The organism is Deinococcus koreensis, from assembly GCF_002901445.1.
GTDB lineage: Bacteria > Deinococcota > Deinococci > Deinococcales > Deinococcaceae > Deinococcus > Deinococcus koreensis.
The window spans coordinates 133,932-152,212 of the sequence record NZ_PPPD01000002.1; the positions used below are offsets into that span (position 1 = coordinate 133,932).

The window sequence follows — 18,281 nt, forward strand, 5'->3', positions numbered from 1 at the left end:
CCGCCCAAACTCTTACGCCCAGGGGTTGAGCACCACCTTCACGCAGCCGTCGTGCTTGTCGCGGAAGGTCTTGTACAGCTCGGGCGCCTGATCGAGCGAGGCGCGGTGGGTAATCACGAAGCTGGGGTCGATCTCGCCCGCCTCGATGCGGCCCAACAGCGGCGCGATGTGCCGGTGGGTGTGGGTCTGGCCCATCTTGAAGGTCAGGCCCTTGGCGAAGGCCGCGCCCATCGGGAGCTTGTCGATCAGGCCGCCGTAGACGCCGGGCATGGAGACGGTGCCGCCCTTGCCGCAGCTCAGGATGGCCCAGCGCAGCGCCGTGATGCGGTCGAAGCTGAGCTTCAGCTTCTGCTTGGCGGTGTCGACCAGGGCGCCGGGGCCGTGTCCGTGGGCCTCCATGCCCACCGCGTCGATGACGTGATCCGGGCCGCGCCCGCCGGTCGCCTCACGCAGCGCGACCAGCACGTCGTCCTGCTCGTAGTTGATGGTCTGGCAGCCGGCGGCCTCGGCCATCGCCAGGCGCCCCTGCACGCGGTCGATCACGATCACGTGGGCGGCGCCCAGCATCTGCGCGGAGCGGGCGGCGAACTGGCCCACCGGGCCGGCGCCGAACACCGCCACCACGTCCCGGCCGGGGACGATGCTGCAGTTCTCGGCCGCTTGGTAGCCGGTGGGGAAGATGTCGGTGAGAAAGAGCACCTGCTCGTCGCGCAGCCCACTCTCGATCTTGTGCGGGCCGACGTCCGCGAAGGGCACCCGCACGTACTGGGCCTGCCCGCCCGCGTAGCCGCCGTACATGTGCGAGTAGCCGAACAGGCCGCCGCCGCTGACCGCGCCGTACAGCGCCTCGGCCATGCGGTGGTTGGGGTTGGAGTTGTCGCAGGCGCTGAACAGCCCGCGCCGGCAGGGGTCGCACACCCCGCAGGCCAGGTTGAAGGGCACGACCACCCGGTCGCCCACGCTGAGCTTCTTCACGTCGCGGCCGACCTCGACCACCTCGCCCATGAACTCGTGGCCCAGGATGTCGCCCTTCTCCATGCTGGGGATCACGCCGTCGAGCAGGTGCAGATCCGAGCCGCAGATGGCGGTCGAGGTGACCTTGATGATGGCGTCGGTGGGAAGGAGGAGGGCCGGATCGGGAACGTTCTCCACGCCGACCTTGTTGACGCCCTGCCAGATGATCGCTTTCATGCCTGACCTGCTTTCGGGGAGGAGGACGTAGCGGGCTCGCGGCCGCTGCTCTGGCCCTCAGTGGTGGGCTCGGAGCCGAATTCCTGCTCGCGCTTGAAGCGCATCAGGTCGTCGCGCAGCTGCTGGGCAGGCTCCTCTCCGGCGATCCGGGCGATCACCGCGCCGGTCGTGCCGCCGGGAGGCCGGTAGCGCAGCCGCACGATCAGTTCGGTGCCCCGGTCGCCGGGGGCCGGACGGAACAGCACCTCGCCGGAGTTCTCGATGCCCTCGCCAGGCAGCGAGCTCCAGGCCAGCCGCTCGCCGGGCACGTCGGCCGTGATCTCGGCCTCCCAGCTCACGTCTCCGGTGGGCGCCTTGACCGTCCAGCGCGAGCGCGTCTCACTCAGCACCTCCACCCGCTCCAGGTGGGTCATCAGGCGCGGCAGGCCAGCGAGGTCGCGCCACACGGCGTACAGCTCCGCCGCCGGCCTGCCGATGGTTACGGCGTCGCTCACCAGCGTGTCGCCGTCGGCGGACTGGCGGATCTTGAGGGCGTTGGCCAGGGGGTTGCGCCCCGTGGCGGCCATCGCGGCCAGCCCCGCGCCCACGCTGCCTAGCACGATCTTCTGGATCGGGCGGGCGCTGCGGAGCCCTGCGCCCATCAGGGCGACGCCCAGCGTGCCCATGACCGAGCGCTCCATGGTGGGCATGTGCGCCCCGGTGCTGGGCTCGGACGCTTCCCCGGCCCCCTCGACCTCTGGCCCGGCGTTCCCCTGGACGTCACGTGGGTCGTCGGTCATTCGCGCGCTCCAACATTTGGTGTCATGCGGCAGTACAGCCGCCGCGGCCAGCAGGCTTTGGGAACGGGCTCACCGTCTGAACGTTGCCTAACGCCTTTGTGATGAAACCCCTGGGACAGATGAACGGCGCCGGGAGAGGCCCCACTGGCTCAAGGCTTGAGGCTCATGTCTTCATCCGCGCCGGGCTCCTTCTCCGATCCCTGCTGGTTGAAGTCGGCCTCGGCGCGCTGCTTGATGGGGTTGCGCTGGGTGACCGGGCTCTCCACGCTCTCTCCGCGCACCGCCGTGTCCCGCGGCGTGGGGCCGGGCAAGAGGCGGTTGCCCAGGGCCATCAGGTCGGCCGTGAGCTGCGGGGCCAGCGCCTGGGCCGTCCGCAGGATCAGGGCCGGGCCACCGATCACCGCCTCGGCGTCGCCGCGCACCAGGGCGTTCACAATGCGCCGCGCCGCCTCCCGGGCGTCCAGGGACACCAGCGGCAGGTTGTCCAGCGTGGCCAGCAGCGCGTATTCCTTGCCCGCCTGCCCTTTGACCAGCGCCTGGCGCGGGCTGCCGGTTCGCATCAGCCCCGGCAGCACGGTGGTCACGCCGATCCCCTCGCGGGCCAGTTCGGAGCGCAGCGCCTGGCCCAGCCCCGTCGTGGCGAACTTGCTCACCGAGTAGGGCGCCAGATGCGGGATGGCGACCTTCCCTCCCACCGAGGCGATCATCAGCACGCGCCCCCGCCGCGCCCGCAGGTAGGGCAGGGCGCTCATGGTCAGCCGCAGGGGCACCAGGGTGTTGATCTCCAGGATGTCGCGGAAGTCGGCCTCGGTCATGTTGGCCAGCGGGCCGCTCTGGATCAGGCCGGCGTTGTTGATCACGACGTCCAGCTCGCCGTGGTGACGCGCGGTTTCGGCCACCACGCGCTCGGTCTCGCCCGGCTGCGTGAGGTCGGCCGTGATGGTCTGCACCCGCACCCCGCCGCCCAGCAGCCCCCTGGCCCGCTGCAGGTCTGGGCCCGAGCGGGCCACCAGGGTCACGTTCGCCCCCCGCTCCAGCACCTCGCGCGCCAGGGCCAGCCCCAGGCCCCGCGAGCCGCCGGTGATCAGCACGCTGCGGCCCTCGAGATCGAAGGGGGCGCTGAGCAGCCGCCGCGCGGCGATGGCGCCCAGCGCGGCGGCGATCCACACCCGTTTTGGAAGGCGGAAGGCGGCCATGGGTGCATTGTGCCTAAGCGATATGGGCAGGGTCGGGAGTGTGGCGAAAGACTAAAGGGACGGCTCCGGCCTACCCGGCCTGGAGGGCTGCTGATCCTCGGCTCTGAGCCGCCGCCGGCCCACCTATACTTTTCTCCGATGGCGCCCGCGACCCTGACCCTGCTCCGTGACGCCTGGACATGGCGCGAGCAGGAGCCGGAGCGCAGCGCCGCGCTGCTGGCCCGCGCCGCCGAGCTGCAGTCAGGCGCTCAGGACGCCGGGGCCGAGGACGAACACACGGCGGCCAGCGCGGTGGTGCGCGGCTACCACCAGTTCCGGGACGCCCGGCAGGCCCAGGCGCTGGAGGAGGCGGCCCAGGCGCTGGCCCGGCTGGCCGAGCGGCCGGAGTCCCACTGGTACACCCGCGCCCTGAATGTCCGCAGCGCCGCCCAGCTGGAACTCGGGGAGTTCGCCGGGGCGCTGCTGACCCTGCGCGACCAGATCCGGCTCTCCCGCGACAACGGCGACCAGGAATCCGAGGCGTGCGCGCTCCACGACCTGGGCGCCATGCACACCCGGCGTGACCCGGGCCGGGCCGGGGCGTACCTGCGGGCGGCGGGAGCCCTCTTCGACCGCCTGGGCCACCCGACCGGACAGACCTTCGTGGCCTGGAGCCTCGGGGAGCTCCTGCAGGTGCAGGGCCGGCAGGACGAGGCCCTGGAGCACGTTCAGGAGGCCCTGCGCCGGGCGCGGGCCTGCGGACACCGCCTCATGGAAGTGCTGGCCCTCTCCCGCCTGGGCGAACTGGCGCTGGGCCGGGGCGAGGCCGGGCAGGGCGAACGCTGGTTGCGGGAAGCGCTGGCCCTGCAACTGGAGACCACCCACCGGCCTCTGTGGGTGTCGGTGCCGCCCCTGGTGCCCCTGCTGATCCACAGCGGCCGGCTGAGCGAGGCCCGCCAGGTGCTCGAAGACCAGCTGATCCGGGCCGACGAGGCGGGAATGCTGGCGGCCCGGGTGGCGCTGCACGAAGCCCTGTCCGGCGTCTTCGAAGCGCTGGGTGACCCGGTTCGGGCGCTGCGCCATGCCCGCGACCACCTGCGGCTCTTCCGACAGGAGAACGCCGACGAGCTGGCCCGCCGGGTTCAGGGGCTGGAGGTGCTGCACCGCACGGAGCTGGCCGAGCACGAGGCCCAGACCCAGCGCCGACAGAACGCCGAACTGCGCGCCGCGCTGGCCCAGCTCGAGGTGCTGCACCTTCAGGTCGAGCGCGCCAGCGTGACCGATGAGCTGACCGGGGTACACAACCGCCACTTCCTGATGACGCACGGCGCCGCGTCCCTGGCAGCCGCCCGTGGGCCGGCCTGCGTCGCTATCCTCGACATCGACCACTTCAAGTCCATCAACGACCAGTACGGCCACGACGGCGGCGATCAGGTGCTGGCCGCCTTCGCGCGGTATCTGCGCCAGTCGCTCCGTCCGTCTGACCTGTTCACCCGCTTCGGCGGCGAGGAATTCGTGGTGATCTTTCTCGATACTCACCTGCCGGAGGCGGGCGCCGCCCTGGAGGCGCTCAACGCCGGTGTGCGCGCCCTGCCCCATGCCGGGGTCTCCCCCGACCTGCAGCTGTCGTTCACGGCGGGCGTGGTGGCCGTGGTCGGGGGAGACCTGCTGGACGCCCTGCACCGGGCCGACGCGCTGCTGATGCAGGGCAAGCGCAGCGGCCGGGCGCGGGTCGTCTGCGAGCCGGAGGGAGCGGCGCCTGGCCGGTCGCTCGCGCCGACCAGCTGAGGTGTGTCCACCGGCGGGTGGACTCAGCCGCCGTTTTCTCGCCTCAGCCGCCGGGCTTCAGCGCGCCAGCTTCCAGTACAGGTTCGCGCGGACATACTTCGGCCCGTACCGGCCGGAGCCCAGCGCGTTCAGGCCGTCCACGCTGAGCTGGAAGGCAGCGCTGTCCGGTGGAAGCTGGACGCCCGGAAAGGACTTGAGCAGGATCGGCACCTGGAAGGTGGCCGGCAGCGAGGTCACCCGGTACTGGGCCGGCCGCTGCGGATCGTCCACCAGTTCGTACTGCGTCCGCTCATCCGGGATGTAGGGACTGAGACTGAAGGTGAAGGGCGGCACCTCCCGGGAGTCGGCGTCCACGGTCAGCGTGGCGCTGACGGTCTGGCCCTCCCGCGCCGTGACCGGAGCCAGCGTGAAGCTGAACTCGACCGTGGCCAGGGTGATGGTCAGGGGCAGCCGGCCGAGTTCCTGGCCCCCCTGGGAGGCCACCAGCCGCCAGGACTGCGGGCCCCCCGGGGCCGGGAAGGCGACCTGCGTGGGCCGCAGCTTCAGCTCCACGGCCGTGACGCCTCTGTCCTTCAGGGTCACGCTGCCGGGCGTCACCTCGATGACGTCTCCGCCCTCACCGTCGGCGCGCTCCAGCCGCAGGCTCACTGGCCCGCGCAGCGTCTTGCGGGGATCGATGGTCACGGCCAGGGTCGAGGCGCTCCAGTGGCGCAGGCTCAGCTGGCGCTCCGCGCTGCTCAGGCCCAGGACGGCGGATTTCTGGGCGGCCGAGTCCGAGAGGACGGCGGGCTGGGCGTCGGGGAGCGAGGCCAGCACCTCCGACGTGGAGCTGGAGCACGCACTGAGCAGCGCCGCAAGCAGCAGGGCCGACAGACCGGCGGACGACGTGTGCATAGGTTCCCCCTGGTGGGACGAGAAGACGGAGTGGCTTCAGGGACACTCTCAGCGTAGGCTCATGCGGCACCAGAAAGATGCGCCAGAGCGTCATTGCCGCTTCAGACTCTTCTCACCTTCGCCTGATGCCACTCTAGTGGGCAGTTGTTCATCGGGTCATTTGGCTGTATAAGCAACGTTCGGGGCGGAAAAACCTGCGTGGGCAGCTTCCGTGTCTCCCTTAGATCGGTGACCCGCCTCTCAGGGGCAGGCTGACCCACAGGCTCGCGCCGCCCAGGGTGTCGCTGGCGGCGGCGCGGGCCCGGCCGCCGTGCGCGGCCGCCAGCGCGTGCACGATGGCCAGGCCCAGGCCGCTGCCGCCGCTGTCGCGCGCCCGGCTGTCGTCCAGGCGGGTAAAGCGCGTGAACACCGCTTCGCGGCTGTCGGCCGGAATGCCCAGGCCATCGTCGTCCACGCGCAGCAGCACCGCACTGTCCTGGGCCTGAACACTCACCTCGACCCTTGTGCGGGCGTGCCGCAGGGCGTTCTCGATCAAGTTGGTCAGGATCTGGCGCACGCGATCCGGATCGGCCCGGGTGGCCGCCGGCTCCGCCCGCAGCGAGAGCGTCACGCCGCGCGCCGAGGCCCGGTCGCCCAGGTCGCGCACGACCAGCTCGGCCAGTTCGGCCAGATCGGTGTGCGCCGGGTGCAGCGGCAGGCGGCCTGCCTCCAGCAGCGTCAGGATTCGCAGGTCGTCGACCAGCCGGGTCAGCAGCTGCGCCTGCTCGCTGAGCATCCGCACCTGCTCCAGCTCCAGCGGATACACGCCGTCTTCCAGCGCGTCCAGGCGGGCCTGGATGACCGCCATGGGCGTTCGCAGCTCGTGCGCGATATCGGCCACCGCCTGTCGGCGCTCCTGTTCCAGAGTCTGCAGGTCGCCCGCCATGTCGTTGAAGGTGCGCGCCAGCTCGGCCACCTCGCGTTCTCCCCGGAAGGCCGGCGACCGCGCGCTCAGGTCGCCCTTGGCGAGCTGCCGGGCCGCCTGGCTGATGGCGCTGACCGGCTGGGCCACGCGCCGCGCGAAGAGCCAGGCCAGCAGCGCCGAGGCGGCCGCCGAGATCAGGCCCACCTGCACCAGGCTCTGCTGCACCTGCATCACGAAGTCCCGCGGGCGGGGGGCGAAGCGCGGCGTGTCCCTGCCTGGGGTCTCATCCCCTCCACGCGGCGGGCGGCCCTGCGCGATTACGAGGTCGTCGCCCACGGCCCCTACCACGCCGCCCACGTCCGGGCTGCTCTGGCCGCGCCCGAGGTAGGGGTCGGCCGGCGAGCCGGTGCGCACCTCCGGCACGGGCGCGCTCACGACTACCTGACCCCGGCGCAGGGCCTCCTGCTGGGCGCGCAGGTAACGCTGCACCTCCGGGGGCAGGCGGCGCACCTCGCGCTGCACGGCGGCGTTCGAGAACACGAACATGCTCGCCACCGTCAGCAGCGAGACCGCCAGCATCGCCAGCAGCATGGTCAGGGCCAGCGTGGGGCCACGCCAGGAGAGTCCGGCCCACGGCCTGGGCTGGCTCAAGCGCCCGCTCCCAGCCGGTAGCCCACACCGCGCACGGTCTGCAGCAGGCCGCCGCCGCCCGAGGCGTCCAGCTTGCGCCGCACCGAGGCGAGGTGGGCGTCGACCACCCGCTCCAGCGCGTCGGAGTCGGGCAGTGCGGCGGCGAGCAGCTCCTCACGGGTAAAGGCCCGGCCCGGCGCCTCGGCCAGATGGGCCAGCAGCCGGAACTCGGCGGGCGTGAGGTTCAGCGCCTGCCCATGCACGCGGGCGATCACGGCCCGCCGATCCACCTCCAGCATGGCCACCCGCAGCGGCTTCTCCCCGTCCTCGAGCACAGCGCTGGCGCGGCGCAGCACGGCCCGGACGCGGGCCATGACCTCGCGCGGGCGAAAGGGTTTGACCACGTAGTCGTCGGCGCCCAGCTCCAGGCCCACGATCTGGTCGCTTTCCTCGGCGCGGGCGGTGACCATGATGACCGGGGTCTGGCCGTCGGCGCGCACCGCCTTCAGCACGTCCAGCCCGCTCCTGCCGGGCAGCATCACGTCCAGCAGGATCAGATCGGGGCTGGCGGCGCGGAACATGGTCAGGGCGCTGACGCCGTCCCCGGCGCGTTCCGTGCGGTAGCCCTCCTGCCGGGCGTAGGCTTCGAGCACCTCAGCCAGCTGGGGTTCGTCCTCGACGATCAGGATCAGCGCGCTCATGGGGGCATGGTAGTCCCGCCCGGTGAAGGCGCCGCGAAGATGAGGGCGCTGGCGGCTCCCTCTATTCAGGCCCCGACCTCCTCCTGGCGCGGCTCCAGGCGTCTGCGCCAAATCTTCAAACAAGCTGGGCCCAGTGTTCGATGAGCCCTGAGACAGTGGGCCTCATGAACCCCCCACCCCTCCTGTCCCCGGCGCGGCGCCGGCCCGCCCCCCTGGGCCTGGGCCTCGCCCTGAGCGCCGGTCTGGGCGGCCCGGCGCTGGCCCAGGCCACTCCGGCCGCCCCCGCTGTCACCTCGGCCGTCACCGGCCCGGCCCTGACCCTGGACGCTGCCCTGGCGCGGCTGGCGGGCTCGCCCAGCGTGACCCAGGCGCAGCTCTCGGTGAAGGTGGCGCAGTCGAACCTGAACGCCGCCCGCACGGCCCTGGGCCTGACGGTCAGCGTGAGCGGCAACGCCGGCTACAGCGGCCCCAGCTCGCTCACGGCCGCCGACGGCACGGTGAGCGCGGTGGACAGCAGCCTCAGCGGCAGCGCCGGGGTGAACGTCTCGCTGGGCCTGCTGCCCTGGTCGAGCAACCAGAGCAGCCTGCGCAGTTCGCAGCGCAGCCTCGAGCTGGCCCAGGCGAATCTGCAGGAGGCCACGGGCAGCGCGAGACTTAACGTCTACCAGCAGTACTACGCGGCGGTGCTGGCTACGCTGGACATCGACCTGGCCGGCCGCACGCTGGCCCTGCGGCAGCGGCAGCTGGGCGTGGCCCGGATCCAGCAGCAGGGCGGCAACGCCACCGCTGGCAGCGTGCTGAGCGCCCAGGCCGACGTGCAGGCGGCCCAGGGCAGCGAGCTGCAGGCGGCGGGCTCGCTGGACGCCGCGCGGCGCAGTCTCTCGGCGGCGTTGGGGGCCGACCTCGGGGACGTGAGCTTCCCCAGCCAGCCCCCCGACACGCTGACAGTGCCCGATGTGGCGGCCCTGGTGGCGCGGGCGCGGGCCAGCCGGCAGGAGGTCGTGCAGGCGCGCGGCAGCCTGGGGGCTGCCCAGGACGCCCTGGAGACGCAGCAGCGTGACGCGACCCTGCCGGAGATCACGGCCTCGCTGCGCTACGGCCCGGCCAGCAGCGGCGGCCTCAGCGCCAGCCTGAGTCTGAAACAGGGCACGCTGGGGGCGGGGTACAGCCTGCCGCTGGGCGCCTCGACCACCGGGGCCACGTCCAGCAGCGCCGACCGGCTCACCGCCAGCCTGAGCGGGAGTTACGTGATCTCTTCGCCTGCCGTGCGTGCCCAGGTCTCGGCGGCGCAGGCCAGCGTGACCCAGGCGCAGCTCAGCCTCAGCGTGGCGCAGCAGAGCGCCGAACGCGATGTCCGGAGCCGCTTCGGCGCGGCCCAGACCAGCCTGATCGCCGTGCAGACGAGGGCCACGGCCGTGCAGGTGGCCGGGCTCGCGCTGGACACCGCCCGCATCCGCCTGCAGGCCGGCACCGCCACCGCCGACGACGTGACGGGCGCCGAACTCGCGCTGGCCCAGGCCGAACGTGAGCTGCTCCAGGCCCGCGTGACCGCCCATCTCAACCTCATCCAGCTCGATCACGCCGCCGGAGGCCCCGCATGAAGCGCACACCGACCACCCGCATTGCCCTGATGCTGACCGCCGCCCTGCTCGGGAGCGCTGCAAACGCTCAATCCACGGGCACCCAGTCCACCGTCGCCCAGTCCACTGTCACCATGACGGCCGCCGTCACCGCCGCGCTGACGGACAACGCCGACGTCAAGACCGCGCAGGCCAATCTGGAGAAGGCGCAGGCGGCGAACGCGGCCGCACAGGCCGATCCCGGTTCGCTGGTGGCGGCCAGACTGAGCGCGAAGAACGCGGCGGCGCTGGCCCTGGCGCAGCTGCGCGGGGCGAGGCTCAGCACCCTCCAGAACACCCTGGGCGCCTACACCACGCTGCTGGAGGCGCAGGAGAACGTGCAGCTGCAGACCCTGCAGTCGCAGGTGGACGCCAAGGCGCTGCAGGTCGCGCGGGTGAAACAGAGCATCGGCAACGCCACGGCGCTGGACGTGACCAACGCGCAGAACACGCTGGCCTCCAGCGGACAGACCCTCGCCGACGGCCGGGCCCAGGTGACCCTCGCCAGCGCGCGGCTGGTCACCCTGACCGGCCTGGGCAGCGGGCTGCGGGCCGCCGGCGCGCCCACGGTGCCCCGGCCGGGCGGCAGCCTCGGCGCGCTGCAGGGCTCGGTGGCCAGCCTGAGCACGCTGGTCTCGGCGCAGGGCGACCTGGCGCTGGCCCAGCTGAACGTGAAGCTCGCGGACAACGACTTCACCCCCGCGCGCACCCTGCAAGACGCCCGCACCGCCCTCGCCAACGCCCAGCGCAGCCTGGACAGCGCCGGGAAGTCGGCTGGCCAGAGCCTCGCCAGCGCGTGGCAGAGCGTCCAGAGCGCCTATGACCTGCTGGGCGTGGCCCAGAGCCGCGAGGCCGCCGCCCAGAGGGCCGCCACCCAGGACGCCGCGCGCCTCAGGAGCGGCACCATCAGCGCCGTGGAACTGCTGAATACCCAGCTGAGCCTGAGGAAAGCCCAGTTCAGCCGCCTGCAGGCCCAGAACAACGTCCTGGAGGCGCTGGCCGCCCTGTCCGTCGCGGCCGGGCAGAACCTGACGGGCATCGGAGGCTCCCTGTGACCACCACCTCGACCCCGACTCTCCGGCCGGGCCGCGTGCCCCGGCGCCGCTGGCCCTGGGTGCTCGCCGGCGCGCTGCTGCTGGGCGCGCTGGGCGGGGGCGCCTACCTGACCCGCACGCGCACCGCGGGCGCGCCGGTGGCCCAGACCACCACCGTGGCCGCCGAGCGCGGTCTGGTGCGGGTCAGTGTGAGCGGCCCCGGCACCCTGGAGGCGAACACCACCCGCACGGTGGGCGCCGACCTGACCGCCACCGTGGGCGCGGTGCCGGCCGTGGGAGAGCGGGTGAACACAGGACAGCTCCTGACCACCCTGCGCTCGGACACCGTGGATGAGAACGTGCAGACCGCCCAGCTCAATCTGGACAAGGCCCGCGCCGCGCTCGACGCCACCCGCGCCAGCCAGGCCAGTTCGGCCGCCGGCCGCGCCAGCTCGGTCACGCAGGCGCAGTCCACCCTGGCCCAGGCGCAGCAGACGCTGGCCGACGCCCGGCGCACGCTGAGCGGCCAGCGGCAGCTCTACGCCGTCGGGGCGGTGAGCGCTCAGGCGCTGAGCGACGCCCAGGCGACCGTCACCAAGGCCCAGCTCAGCCTGGACTCCGCCCGCGCGGGCCTGGGTGCGGCGCAGACCCAGAGCGCGGCCGGAGGCACCTCGGACGCCGAGACCATCCGCGGCCAGCAGGTCGCGGTGCAGCAGGCACAGGCCAGCCTGGACACGGCCCAGAAAGCCCGCGCCGACCTGAAGGTCTTCGCGCCGATCACCGGCGTGATCAGCTCGGTGGCGGCCAGCGAGGGTGCCGTGGTGAATGCCGGAGCGACCCTGCTGACCGTGCTGGACGACACCACCCTGAACCTCCCGGTGCAGGTGGACGAGACCGAGATCACCGGCGTGAAGGCCGGACAGCCGGCCGAGGTCACGCTGGACGCCTACGACGGCCAGACCTTCCGCGGCAAGGTGGTGCGCGTCTCGCCGGGCGCCACTCAGAGCAGCGGCATCTCGGTCTTCACTGCGACGGTGCAGCTCGCCAACCCGGCCGGCACCCTCCGCCCGGGCATGACCGCCGAGGCCGAGATCATCCAGTCCGAGGAGAGAGGCCTGATCGTGCCCAGCAAGGCCATCCAGACGGTGCGCCGCCGCAGCTACGTGCAGGTGCCGGGCGCGGCCGGGGCGGAAAGCGAGCGGGTGCGGGTGGAGACCGGCCCTAGCGACGGCACGAACACCGTGGTCACGGGCGGCCTGGAGGCCGGGCAGGACGTGATCGTGCCCGGCGCGGCCCGCAGCGCCGCCGGCCCCACGCCCCGGCAGACCCAGGGCGGTTTCGGCCCGCCCCCCGGCGGCCTCCCATGAGCGGGCCCGGCCTTCAGGCCGTGACGGCGCCACAGGCGACCCTGCCGTTGGTGGACATCCGGCAGGTCGGCAAGGTCTACGAGACCGGCGACCTCGTCTTCGAGGCCCTGCGGGGCGTCTCCGTACAGATCGCGCAGGGGGAGATGCTCGCGCTGATGGGGCCGTCGGGCTCGGGCAAGACCACGCTGATGCAGATCATCGGGCTGCTCGACCGGCCCAGTGCGGGGCAGTACCTGCTGGGCGGGCGCGACGTGACCACCCTGAGCGAGAACGAGCGGGCAGGCGCGCGCAACCTCGAGATCGGGTTCGTCTTCCAGGCGTTCCACCTGCTGCCGCGCCTGAACCTGCTGGAGAACGTCGAGGTGCCCCTGACCTACGCGGGCGTGCCGCCCCGTGAGCGCCGGGCCCGGGCGCTGGACGTGCTGGAGCGGGTCGGGCTGGGCGACAAGGCGCGCAGCCTGCCCAGCCAGATCAGCGGCGGGCAGAAGCAGCGCGTGGCGATCGCCCGCGCCCTGGCCGGCCGCCCGAGGCTGCTGCTGGCCGACGAGCCCACCGGCAACCTCGACACCCGCACCAGTGGGGAGGTGATGGCGCTGTTCAGCGACCTGCACCGCGAGGGCACCACCGTCGTGCTGGTCACCCACGAGGCTGATATCGGCGCCTACGCCGAGCGCGTCATCCGGGTGCGCGATGGTCTGATCGAGAGCGACACCCGCCAGACGCCCGTGCATTCCATGCCCCACGTCGGGATGAGCGTGCCCTCATGACCACCTCCAGTTCCTCTGGGCAGGTTCGCGCCGCCCCCGCCACGCCGGCTCCCGCCCCCCACCGCCGGGGCGGCATCGGGCTGGGCGGGGCCTTCACCATCGCCTGGCGGGCGATCGTCGGCACGCCCCTGCGGAGCATCCTGACCGCGCTGGGCGTGATCATCGGCGTGGCGGCGGTCGTGTCCCTGACGGCCATCGGGCAGGGCAGCACGGCCGGCGTCACGCGCAATCTGGAGTCGCTGGGCACCAACCTGCTCACCGTGGGCAGCGCGCGCGGACAGGGCGGCGGCAGCCTGGTGCGCTCCGGGCCGCGCCAGACCATCACGGTCAAGGACGTCGAGGCGCTGGCCGCCACCTTCGCCGGCCGAGTCGCCGGGGTCGCGCCGGCCGCGCAGAGTACCGTGCAGGCCAAACTGGGATCTGCGAACAGCCAGGCCACCGTGCTGGGCACCTGGCCCGCCTACGAGACGGTGCGCAATTCCCCGGCCCAGAGTGGCGCCTACTTCACGCAGGCCGATCTGGACGGCCGCAGGCGCGTGGCCGTGATCGGTCATCAGGTGCTGGTCGACCTGTGGGGAGAGGGCACGCCCGGCGAGCAGGCCGTGGGGCAGACCCTGCGGCTGGGGTCGGTGAACTTCACGGTGGTCGGCGTGCTGCCAGACAAGGGCAACTCGGGTTTCGGCAACGCCAATGCCCAGGTGCTCGTGCCCCTGAGCACCTACCTGCAGCGCTTCTCGCGCACCAACGCGGCCAGTGGCCAGCCCACGGTCAACAGCGTCTACCTCCAGGCCAGCGACGCCGGGGATCTCCGGCAGCTGCAGGCCGACGTGACCGAACTGCTGAGCGTGCGGCACAGGCTCAGCGATCCCGAGGACCTGGATTTCCAGGTGCAGAACCAGGCCGACACGCTGGCCAGCCTGAACTCCATCACGACCACCCTGACCATCCTGGTGGGCGCCATCGCCGGCATCAGTCTGCTGGTCGGGGGCATCGGGATCATGAACATCATGCTGGTCTCGGTCACCGAGCGCACGCGCGAGATCGGTGTGCGCAAGGCGCTGGGCGCCCGGCCGCGCGACATCCTGACGCAGTTCCTGGTCGAGGCCTCGCTGCTCTCGGTCAGCGGCGGGGTGATCGGCCTGGCGCTGGGGGTGGGCCTCGCCTACGCCGGGCGGGCCTTGAACATCTCTCCCGTCTTTTCTCCCACCCCGATGATCGTGGCCTTTGTGTTCAGCGCGCTGGTCGGCGTGTTCTTCGGGTACTACCCGGCGGCGCGGGCGGCAAGGCTCGATCCGGTCGATTCACTGCGCTACGAGTGAGGGGCAGGAGGCCAATGGCAGATGGCTGATGGCTGAACAGCACCACCACGTCTGGAGGGCTTCGCTATGAGATGGATTCGACTCAAGTCCGTTCCTGTTTCCCTCGCCCTGGGCCTGGGCACGCTCGCCTCTGCGCAGACCGGGCCACAGGGGGGACAGGCCCCCACGCTGACCCCCGAAATGCGCGCCCGTATGGCCCAGATGCAGCCCGTCATCGATCTGGCCCAGACCGTCCGCCTGCTGCCGGAGCTGGAGAAGAACGCGGCCACCGCCGTGAACCGGGCGCAGGCGAAGGCCCTGCTGACGATCCTGACCACGCTTCAGAGATCCAGCGCCGTGCAGCCGAACGACGCCAGGAAGTACCTGACCCAGATCGAGGACAGGATTCTGACCGAAAAGCAGCTCTCCGCGCTGGACGGCCTGGTCATCAAGGCCGAGGCCGAGCGCGCCGCCCAGCGTGCCCGGCGGCCGGCGGGGGGCGCGGCAGGACAGGCCCGCATTCCTGGCCTGCCGGGCGGCGGCTTTGGCGGTCAGCGCCCTGGGGGCCCGGCGGGGCAGGGCGGCGCGGGGGGCCAGAACGCCCAGCCGGGTTCGTTCAACCCGTTCAGGGAGGGCCGGGGAGCGGACGCCCTGGGGGCCTATATCGCCGCGCTGCGGAAGAAATAACACGTTCAGATCGGCGGGGCGCCGGGTCTGGGCGGTCTCCAGGGCTGTGCCTGCCCCTACCCCCAGCGCTGCTCGACCACCCGCTGCGCGCCGTGCAGCGAGGCTCGCCAGCCCAGGCTCGCCCAGCGCTGCTGGAAGCTGTCGTGCGGCTGGGGGCGGCGCAGGTGCTCGCGCACCACGCCCACGAACGCCGCCCTGGGGTAGCCGGGCATGTCGGGAATGCCGCCGCCGATCAGGGTGACCTCCGGCCCCAGCAGATTCACGGCCGTGGCGACCGCGTAGGCCTGATCCCGCACGAAATCGGCCAGGGCGCCTTTCAGGGCCGGGTGCTCGGCGTGCCTGAGAAAGATCTCCCCCACGGGCAGACCGGCGCCGGCGGCCAGGTCGCGCAGGGTGTGGCCGCAGGCGTAGGCCTCCAGGCAGTCGGTGTTGCCGCACACGCAGCGGCGGCCCTCGGCGCGCACCGGGATGTGCCCGAGTTCGACGCTGACCGGGTGGCCCCGGTGGGGCCGGCCTCCCTCCAGGTAGGCAGCCCCCACGCCGGTGCCGAAAAAGACCCCCAGCACGTCCTGAAAGCCCAGTCCGCCGCCGGCGCAGGCCTCGCCGAGCAGATGCAGGATAACATCGCGTTCCAGCAGGGTGGGCCGGCCCAGCCGCCCTCCCACGAGTTCGCCCAGGCGCAGCCCCTCCAGCTGGGGGACGTTGGGGCTCGACAGCACGAGGTCGAGATCCCGCGCCAGACTGACCGGCAGACCGATCACCACGGCGTCGGGCTTCAGGTGGTGGCGCCGCAGGTGGGAGTCCAGCAGCTCTGCCAGGGCCGCCACGGGGTCGGGTACCCGCAGGACGTCGGTGCGCGCCGCGCTCGTCTCGGGCGCGGCCTCTCCCCGCGTGGCGTGGCCGATTCGCAGGTGGGTACCGCCGATATCGGCGACGACGAGGCTGGCAGGGATCACGGGAACCTCCTGAACCGCAGCAGAGAGACCTTTACCATTCCTTAAGGTGGGCTTGACTGATTTCGTCAACTGTACTTACGATATGGGCACTTTTCAAGAGATGAGTGTGGAGTAAACGGGCGCTGAAGCCCGCTGTTCACCGCCCTGCCTGACCGCCCCGGGTTCAAAGGAGTCGTGCGTGACCGGACTGTCCTCCCCACTGCCTGTGGCCTCCGTGGCCCGGCGTGGTCGGCGGCCGGAAGACGGCCGCCGACAGAACCGCGAGGCGGTCATGGGGCTGTTGCGCCGGCAGGCGCTGGGCCGGGCGGAACTGGCGCGGGCGCTGGGGCTCTCGAAAACGGCGCTGGGTGACCTGATCGGCGGGCTGCTGGACGAGGGACTGCTGGAGGAGCGCGGCGAACGGGAATCGCCCGGAGAGAGGGGCCGCCGGCCGGCGCCGCTGCACGTCCAGGCGCGGCGCGCCGCCGTGATCGGGGTCGACCTCTCGGCGACCTCCTTCGAGTTCGGAAGTTACGACCTGCTCGGTGAGCCGCTGCAGCTGAGCCGTCTGCCCTCGGAGCGGGGCAGGGGACAGGCCGCGGTGTACCGCCAGATCGTCCGGGGTGTGCGCGCCGCCCTCGGACAGGCGCGGGCGCTGGGTCTGCCGGTCGCGGCGGTCGGCATCGCCGCTCCAGGGCCGCTCGACGCGGCCTCGGGCACCATCCTGGCGCCGCCCAGTTTTCCCGACCTGCACCACCTCGCCGTCACGGCCCGCCTGGAAGAGGAACTGGGCCTGCCGGTGCGGCTGGAGCGCAACACCACCGCCGCCGCGACCGCCCACCTGCGCCGCAGCGACCGCGACCTGCGGAACTTCGTGTACCTGCTGCTGATGGATCAGGGCATCGGGGCGGGGCTGGTGATCGACCGCCAGGTCTACCGGGGCACCCACGGCTACGCCGGGGAATTCGGGCACGTCTCGCTGGACGTCAGCGGCCCGCCCTGCCCCTGCGGCAACCACGGCTGCCTGGAACGGGTGGCCGACGTGGACGCCACCGAACAGGCCTACGCCCGGCACGGCGAGGCGCTGGGCCACGCAGCCATCGTCGCGCGGGCGCAGGCAGGCGAGGCGCTGGCCCAGGAGGTGCTGGACACGGCCGGGCAGGCGCTGGGCCGGGCCGCCGTGAGTCTGGTGAACCTGCTCGATCCACAGGCTCTGATCCTGGGCGGCGTGGGTGCCCAGGCGGCGCCCTTCCTGCTGCCCGCGCTGCGGCGGGAACTGGGTGCCCGCGCCTACCCCTTCCTGAGCTGGGGCGAGCACCTCGACCTGCGGGTCTGCGATCTGCCCAATCCGAGCGGCCAGGGCGCGGCCGAGTGCGTTCTGAACGCCATCTACCGGGGCGATATCGGTCTGCCCTCGGCCCGGCCCGAGCTGACCCCGGCCTGATCCTGTTCTGTCCCCTTCCAGCCCTTCCACGTGCGGCCCACGGCGACCCGTCACCCCACCATTCACGCCTCCAGGAGGGCAAGATGAAGAAAACCGGGACATGGCTGGCCATCGGCTTGGTGCTCACCGTGGGGCTCACGCCCGCCGCGGCGCAGGGGAAGAAATACACCATCGTGCTGATTCCTGGGCTCACCACCGACGGCTTCTACATCACCATGCGCAAGGGCGCCGAGGACGCGGCCAAGAAGCTGGGCGTGACCCTAAGCTTCCAGGGCGGGCCGGAGTTCAACCCGACCGTGCAGATTCCGGTCTTGAACGCCGTGATCGCCCGCAAGCCCGACGCCATCCTGATCGCCCCGACCGACAAGCAGCAGCTCATCGCGCCGCTGAGGGCGGCCCAGGCGGCGGGCATCAAGGTCATCACGGTGGACACCTTCATCGGGGACAGCGGCAAGTACCAGACCGGCTCTGGCGCGGCCGATTTCCCGCTGTCCTACGTCGCCTCCGACAACGTCGAGGGCGGGCGGGTCGCGGCGCGGGCGTTGGCCAAGGCCATCGGGAACAAGGGCAAGGTCTACGTGTCGAACGTCAAGCCCGGCATCTCCACCACGGATCAGCGCGAGCAGGGCTTCAAGGAGGAGATGAAGAAGTTCTCTGGCATCACGGTGCTGCCCACCCAGTACAACGACAACGACAGCAACAAGGCCGCCTCGCAGTTCGCGGCCGTGCTGGCGCGCAACGCCGACCTGGCCGGGGTCTTCGGGGCCAACCTGTTCTCGGCGCAGGGCGCGGCCAACGGCGTCAAGACCTCGGGCAAGACGGGCGCGGTCAAGGTCGTGGCCTTCGACGCCCCGGAAAGCATCGTGAACGACATCAAGAACGGCACCATCGACATCGCCATCGCGCAGCACCCGGCCGAGATGGGCGCCAAGGGCGTGGAATACGCCGTCGCCGCCCTGAGCGGCAAGAAGATCCCCGCCCAGTACGGCACCGGCTATACCGTAATGGACAAGTCCAACATCGACGACCCGAAGGTGCAGGCCTTCATCTACTCGTCCAAGTAGGCGG

16 protein-coding genes are annotated in these 18,281 nt (G+C 72.0%); 9 read left to right on the plus strand and 7 right to left on the minus strand.

What is annotated here, in order from left to right:
• Positions 1-12 precede the first annotated feature (12 nt).
• The 3 genes from CVO96_RS17140 to CVO96_RS17150 form a co-directional block, all read right to left on the minus strand.
• Positions 13-1,191, minus strand: coding sequence for a zinc-dependent alcohol dehydrogenase (locus CVO96_RS17140; protein ID WP_103313671.1), 1,179 nt, complete (start codon positions 1,189-1,191; stop codon positions 13-15).
• A complete protein-coding gene (locus tag CVO96_RS17145) occupies positions 1,188-1,970 on the minus strand; it encodes an SRPBCC family protein (protein ID WP_103313672.1) in 783 nt (260 codons plus the stop codon). The genes CVO96_RS17140 and CVO96_RS17145 overlap by 4 nt, the downstream gene beginning before the upstream one ends.
• Before the next feature lie 149 nt (positions 1,971-2,119).
• On the minus strand, positions 2,120-3,166 hold the full coding sequence (locus CVO96_RS17150) for an SDR family NAD(P)-dependent oxidoreductase (protein WP_103313673.1): 1,047 nt from the start codon (positions 3,164-3,166) through the stop codon (positions 2,120-2,122).
• A 138-nt stretch (positions 3,167-3,304) separates the two neighbouring features.
• On the opposite strand from CVO96_RS17150, the gene CVO96_RS17155 reads away from it, so the two are divergent.
• Positions 3,305-4,933, plus strand: coding sequence for a GGDEF domain-containing protein (locus tag CVO96_RS17155; protein WP_103313674.1), 1,629 nt, complete (start codon positions 3,305-3,307; stop codon positions 4,931-4,933).
• A 57-nt stretch (positions 4,934-4,990) separates the two neighbouring features.
• Here the strand turns inward: CVO96_RS17155 and CVO96_RS17160 are convergent, their stop codons facing one another.
• From CVO96_RS17160 to CVO96_RS17170, 3 genes are all read right to left on the minus strand, one after another.
• Positions 4,991-5,827 carry a hypothetical protein gene (locus tag CVO96_RS17160; protein ID WP_103313675.1) on the minus strand — a complete coding sequence of 279 codons (837 nt, stop codon included), beginning with the start codon at positions 5,825-5,827 and terminating at the stop codon, positions 4,991-4,993.
• A gap of 220 nt (positions 5,828-6,047) precedes the next feature.
• Complete coding sequence (locus CVO96_RS17165; RefSeq protein ID WP_243398479.1) at positions 6,048-7,382, minus strand: sensor histidine kinase; 1,335 nt, start codon at positions 7,380-7,382, stop codon at positions 6,048-6,050.
• Positions 7,379-8,062: a response regulator gene (locus CVO96_RS17170; RefSeq protein ID WP_103313676.1), complete on the minus strand. Its 684-nt coding sequence runs from the start codon at positions 8,060-8,062 to the stop codon at positions 7,379-7,381. Before CVO96_RS17170 ends, CVO96_RS17165 begins: the two co-directional genes overlap by 4 nt.
• A 164-nt stretch (positions 8,063-8,226) precedes the next feature.
• Between CVO96_RS17170 and CVO96_RS17175 the strand changes: the two genes are divergently transcribed.
• From CVO96_RS17175 to CVO96_RS17200, 6 genes are all read left to right on the plus strand, one after another.
• Entirely contained in the window at positions 8,227-9,663 is a 1,437-nt protein-coding gene (locus CVO96_RS17175) for a TolC family protein (RefSeq protein WP_103313677.1), read from the plus strand.
• The gene (locus CVO96_RS17180) at positions 9,660-10,736 is read left to right on the plus strand and encodes a TolC family protein (protein WP_103313678.1); all 1,077 of its coding nucleotides are present in this window, start codon (positions 9,660-9,662) and stop codon (positions 10,734-10,736) included. The genes CVO96_RS17175 and CVO96_RS17180 overlap by 4 nt, the downstream gene beginning before the upstream one ends.
• On the plus strand, positions 10,733-12,082 hold the full coding sequence (locus tag CVO96_RS17185) for an efflux RND transporter periplasmic adaptor subunit (RefSeq protein ID WP_103313679.1): 1,350 nt from the start codon (positions 10,733-10,735) through the stop codon (positions 12,080-12,082). Before CVO96_RS17180 ends, CVO96_RS17185 begins: the two co-directional genes overlap by 4 nt.
• Positions 12,079-12,849 carry an ABC transporter ATP-binding protein gene (locus CVO96_RS17190; protein WP_103313680.1) on the plus strand — a complete coding sequence of 257 codons (771 nt, stop codon included), beginning with the start codon at positions 12,079-12,081 and terminating at the stop codon, positions 12,847-12,849. Before CVO96_RS17185 ends, CVO96_RS17190 begins: the two co-directional genes overlap by 4 nt.
• Positions 12,846-14,168, plus strand: coding sequence for an ABC transporter permease (locus CVO96_RS17195; protein WP_103313681.1), 1,323 nt, complete (start codon positions 12,846-12,848; stop codon positions 14,166-14,168). The genes CVO96_RS17190 and CVO96_RS17195 overlap by 4 nt, the downstream gene beginning before the upstream one ends.
• A 66-nt stretch (positions 14,169-14,234) precedes the next feature.
• Complete coding sequence (locus tag CVO96_RS17200) at positions 14,235-14,834, plus strand: hypothetical protein (protein ID WP_103313682.1); 600 nt, start codon at positions 14,235-14,237, stop codon at positions 14,832-14,834.
• A gap of 56 nt (positions 14,835-14,890) precedes the next feature.
• On the opposite strand, the gene CVO96_RS17205 is transcribed toward CVO96_RS17200, so the two are convergent.
• Entirely contained in the window at positions 14,891-15,790 is a 900-nt protein-coding gene (locus CVO96_RS17205; protein ID WP_103313683.1) for an ROK family protein, read from the minus strand.
• A 178-nt stretch (positions 15,791-15,968) separates the two neighbouring features.
• Between CVO96_RS17205 and CVO96_RS17210 the strand changes: the two genes are divergently transcribed.
• Complete coding sequence (locus CVO96_RS17210) at positions 15,969-17,213, plus strand: ROK family protein (RefSeq protein WP_207795362.1); 1,245 nt, start codon at positions 15,969-15,971, stop codon at positions 17,211-17,213.
• Between the two features lie 83 nt (positions 17,214-17,296).
• A complete protein-coding gene (locus CVO96_RS17215; protein ID WP_103313685.1) occupies positions 17,297-18,277 on the plus strand; it encodes an ABC transporter substrate-binding protein in 981 nt (326 codons plus the stop codon).
• The last annotated feature ends 4 nt before the right edge of the window (positions 18,278-18,281 follow it).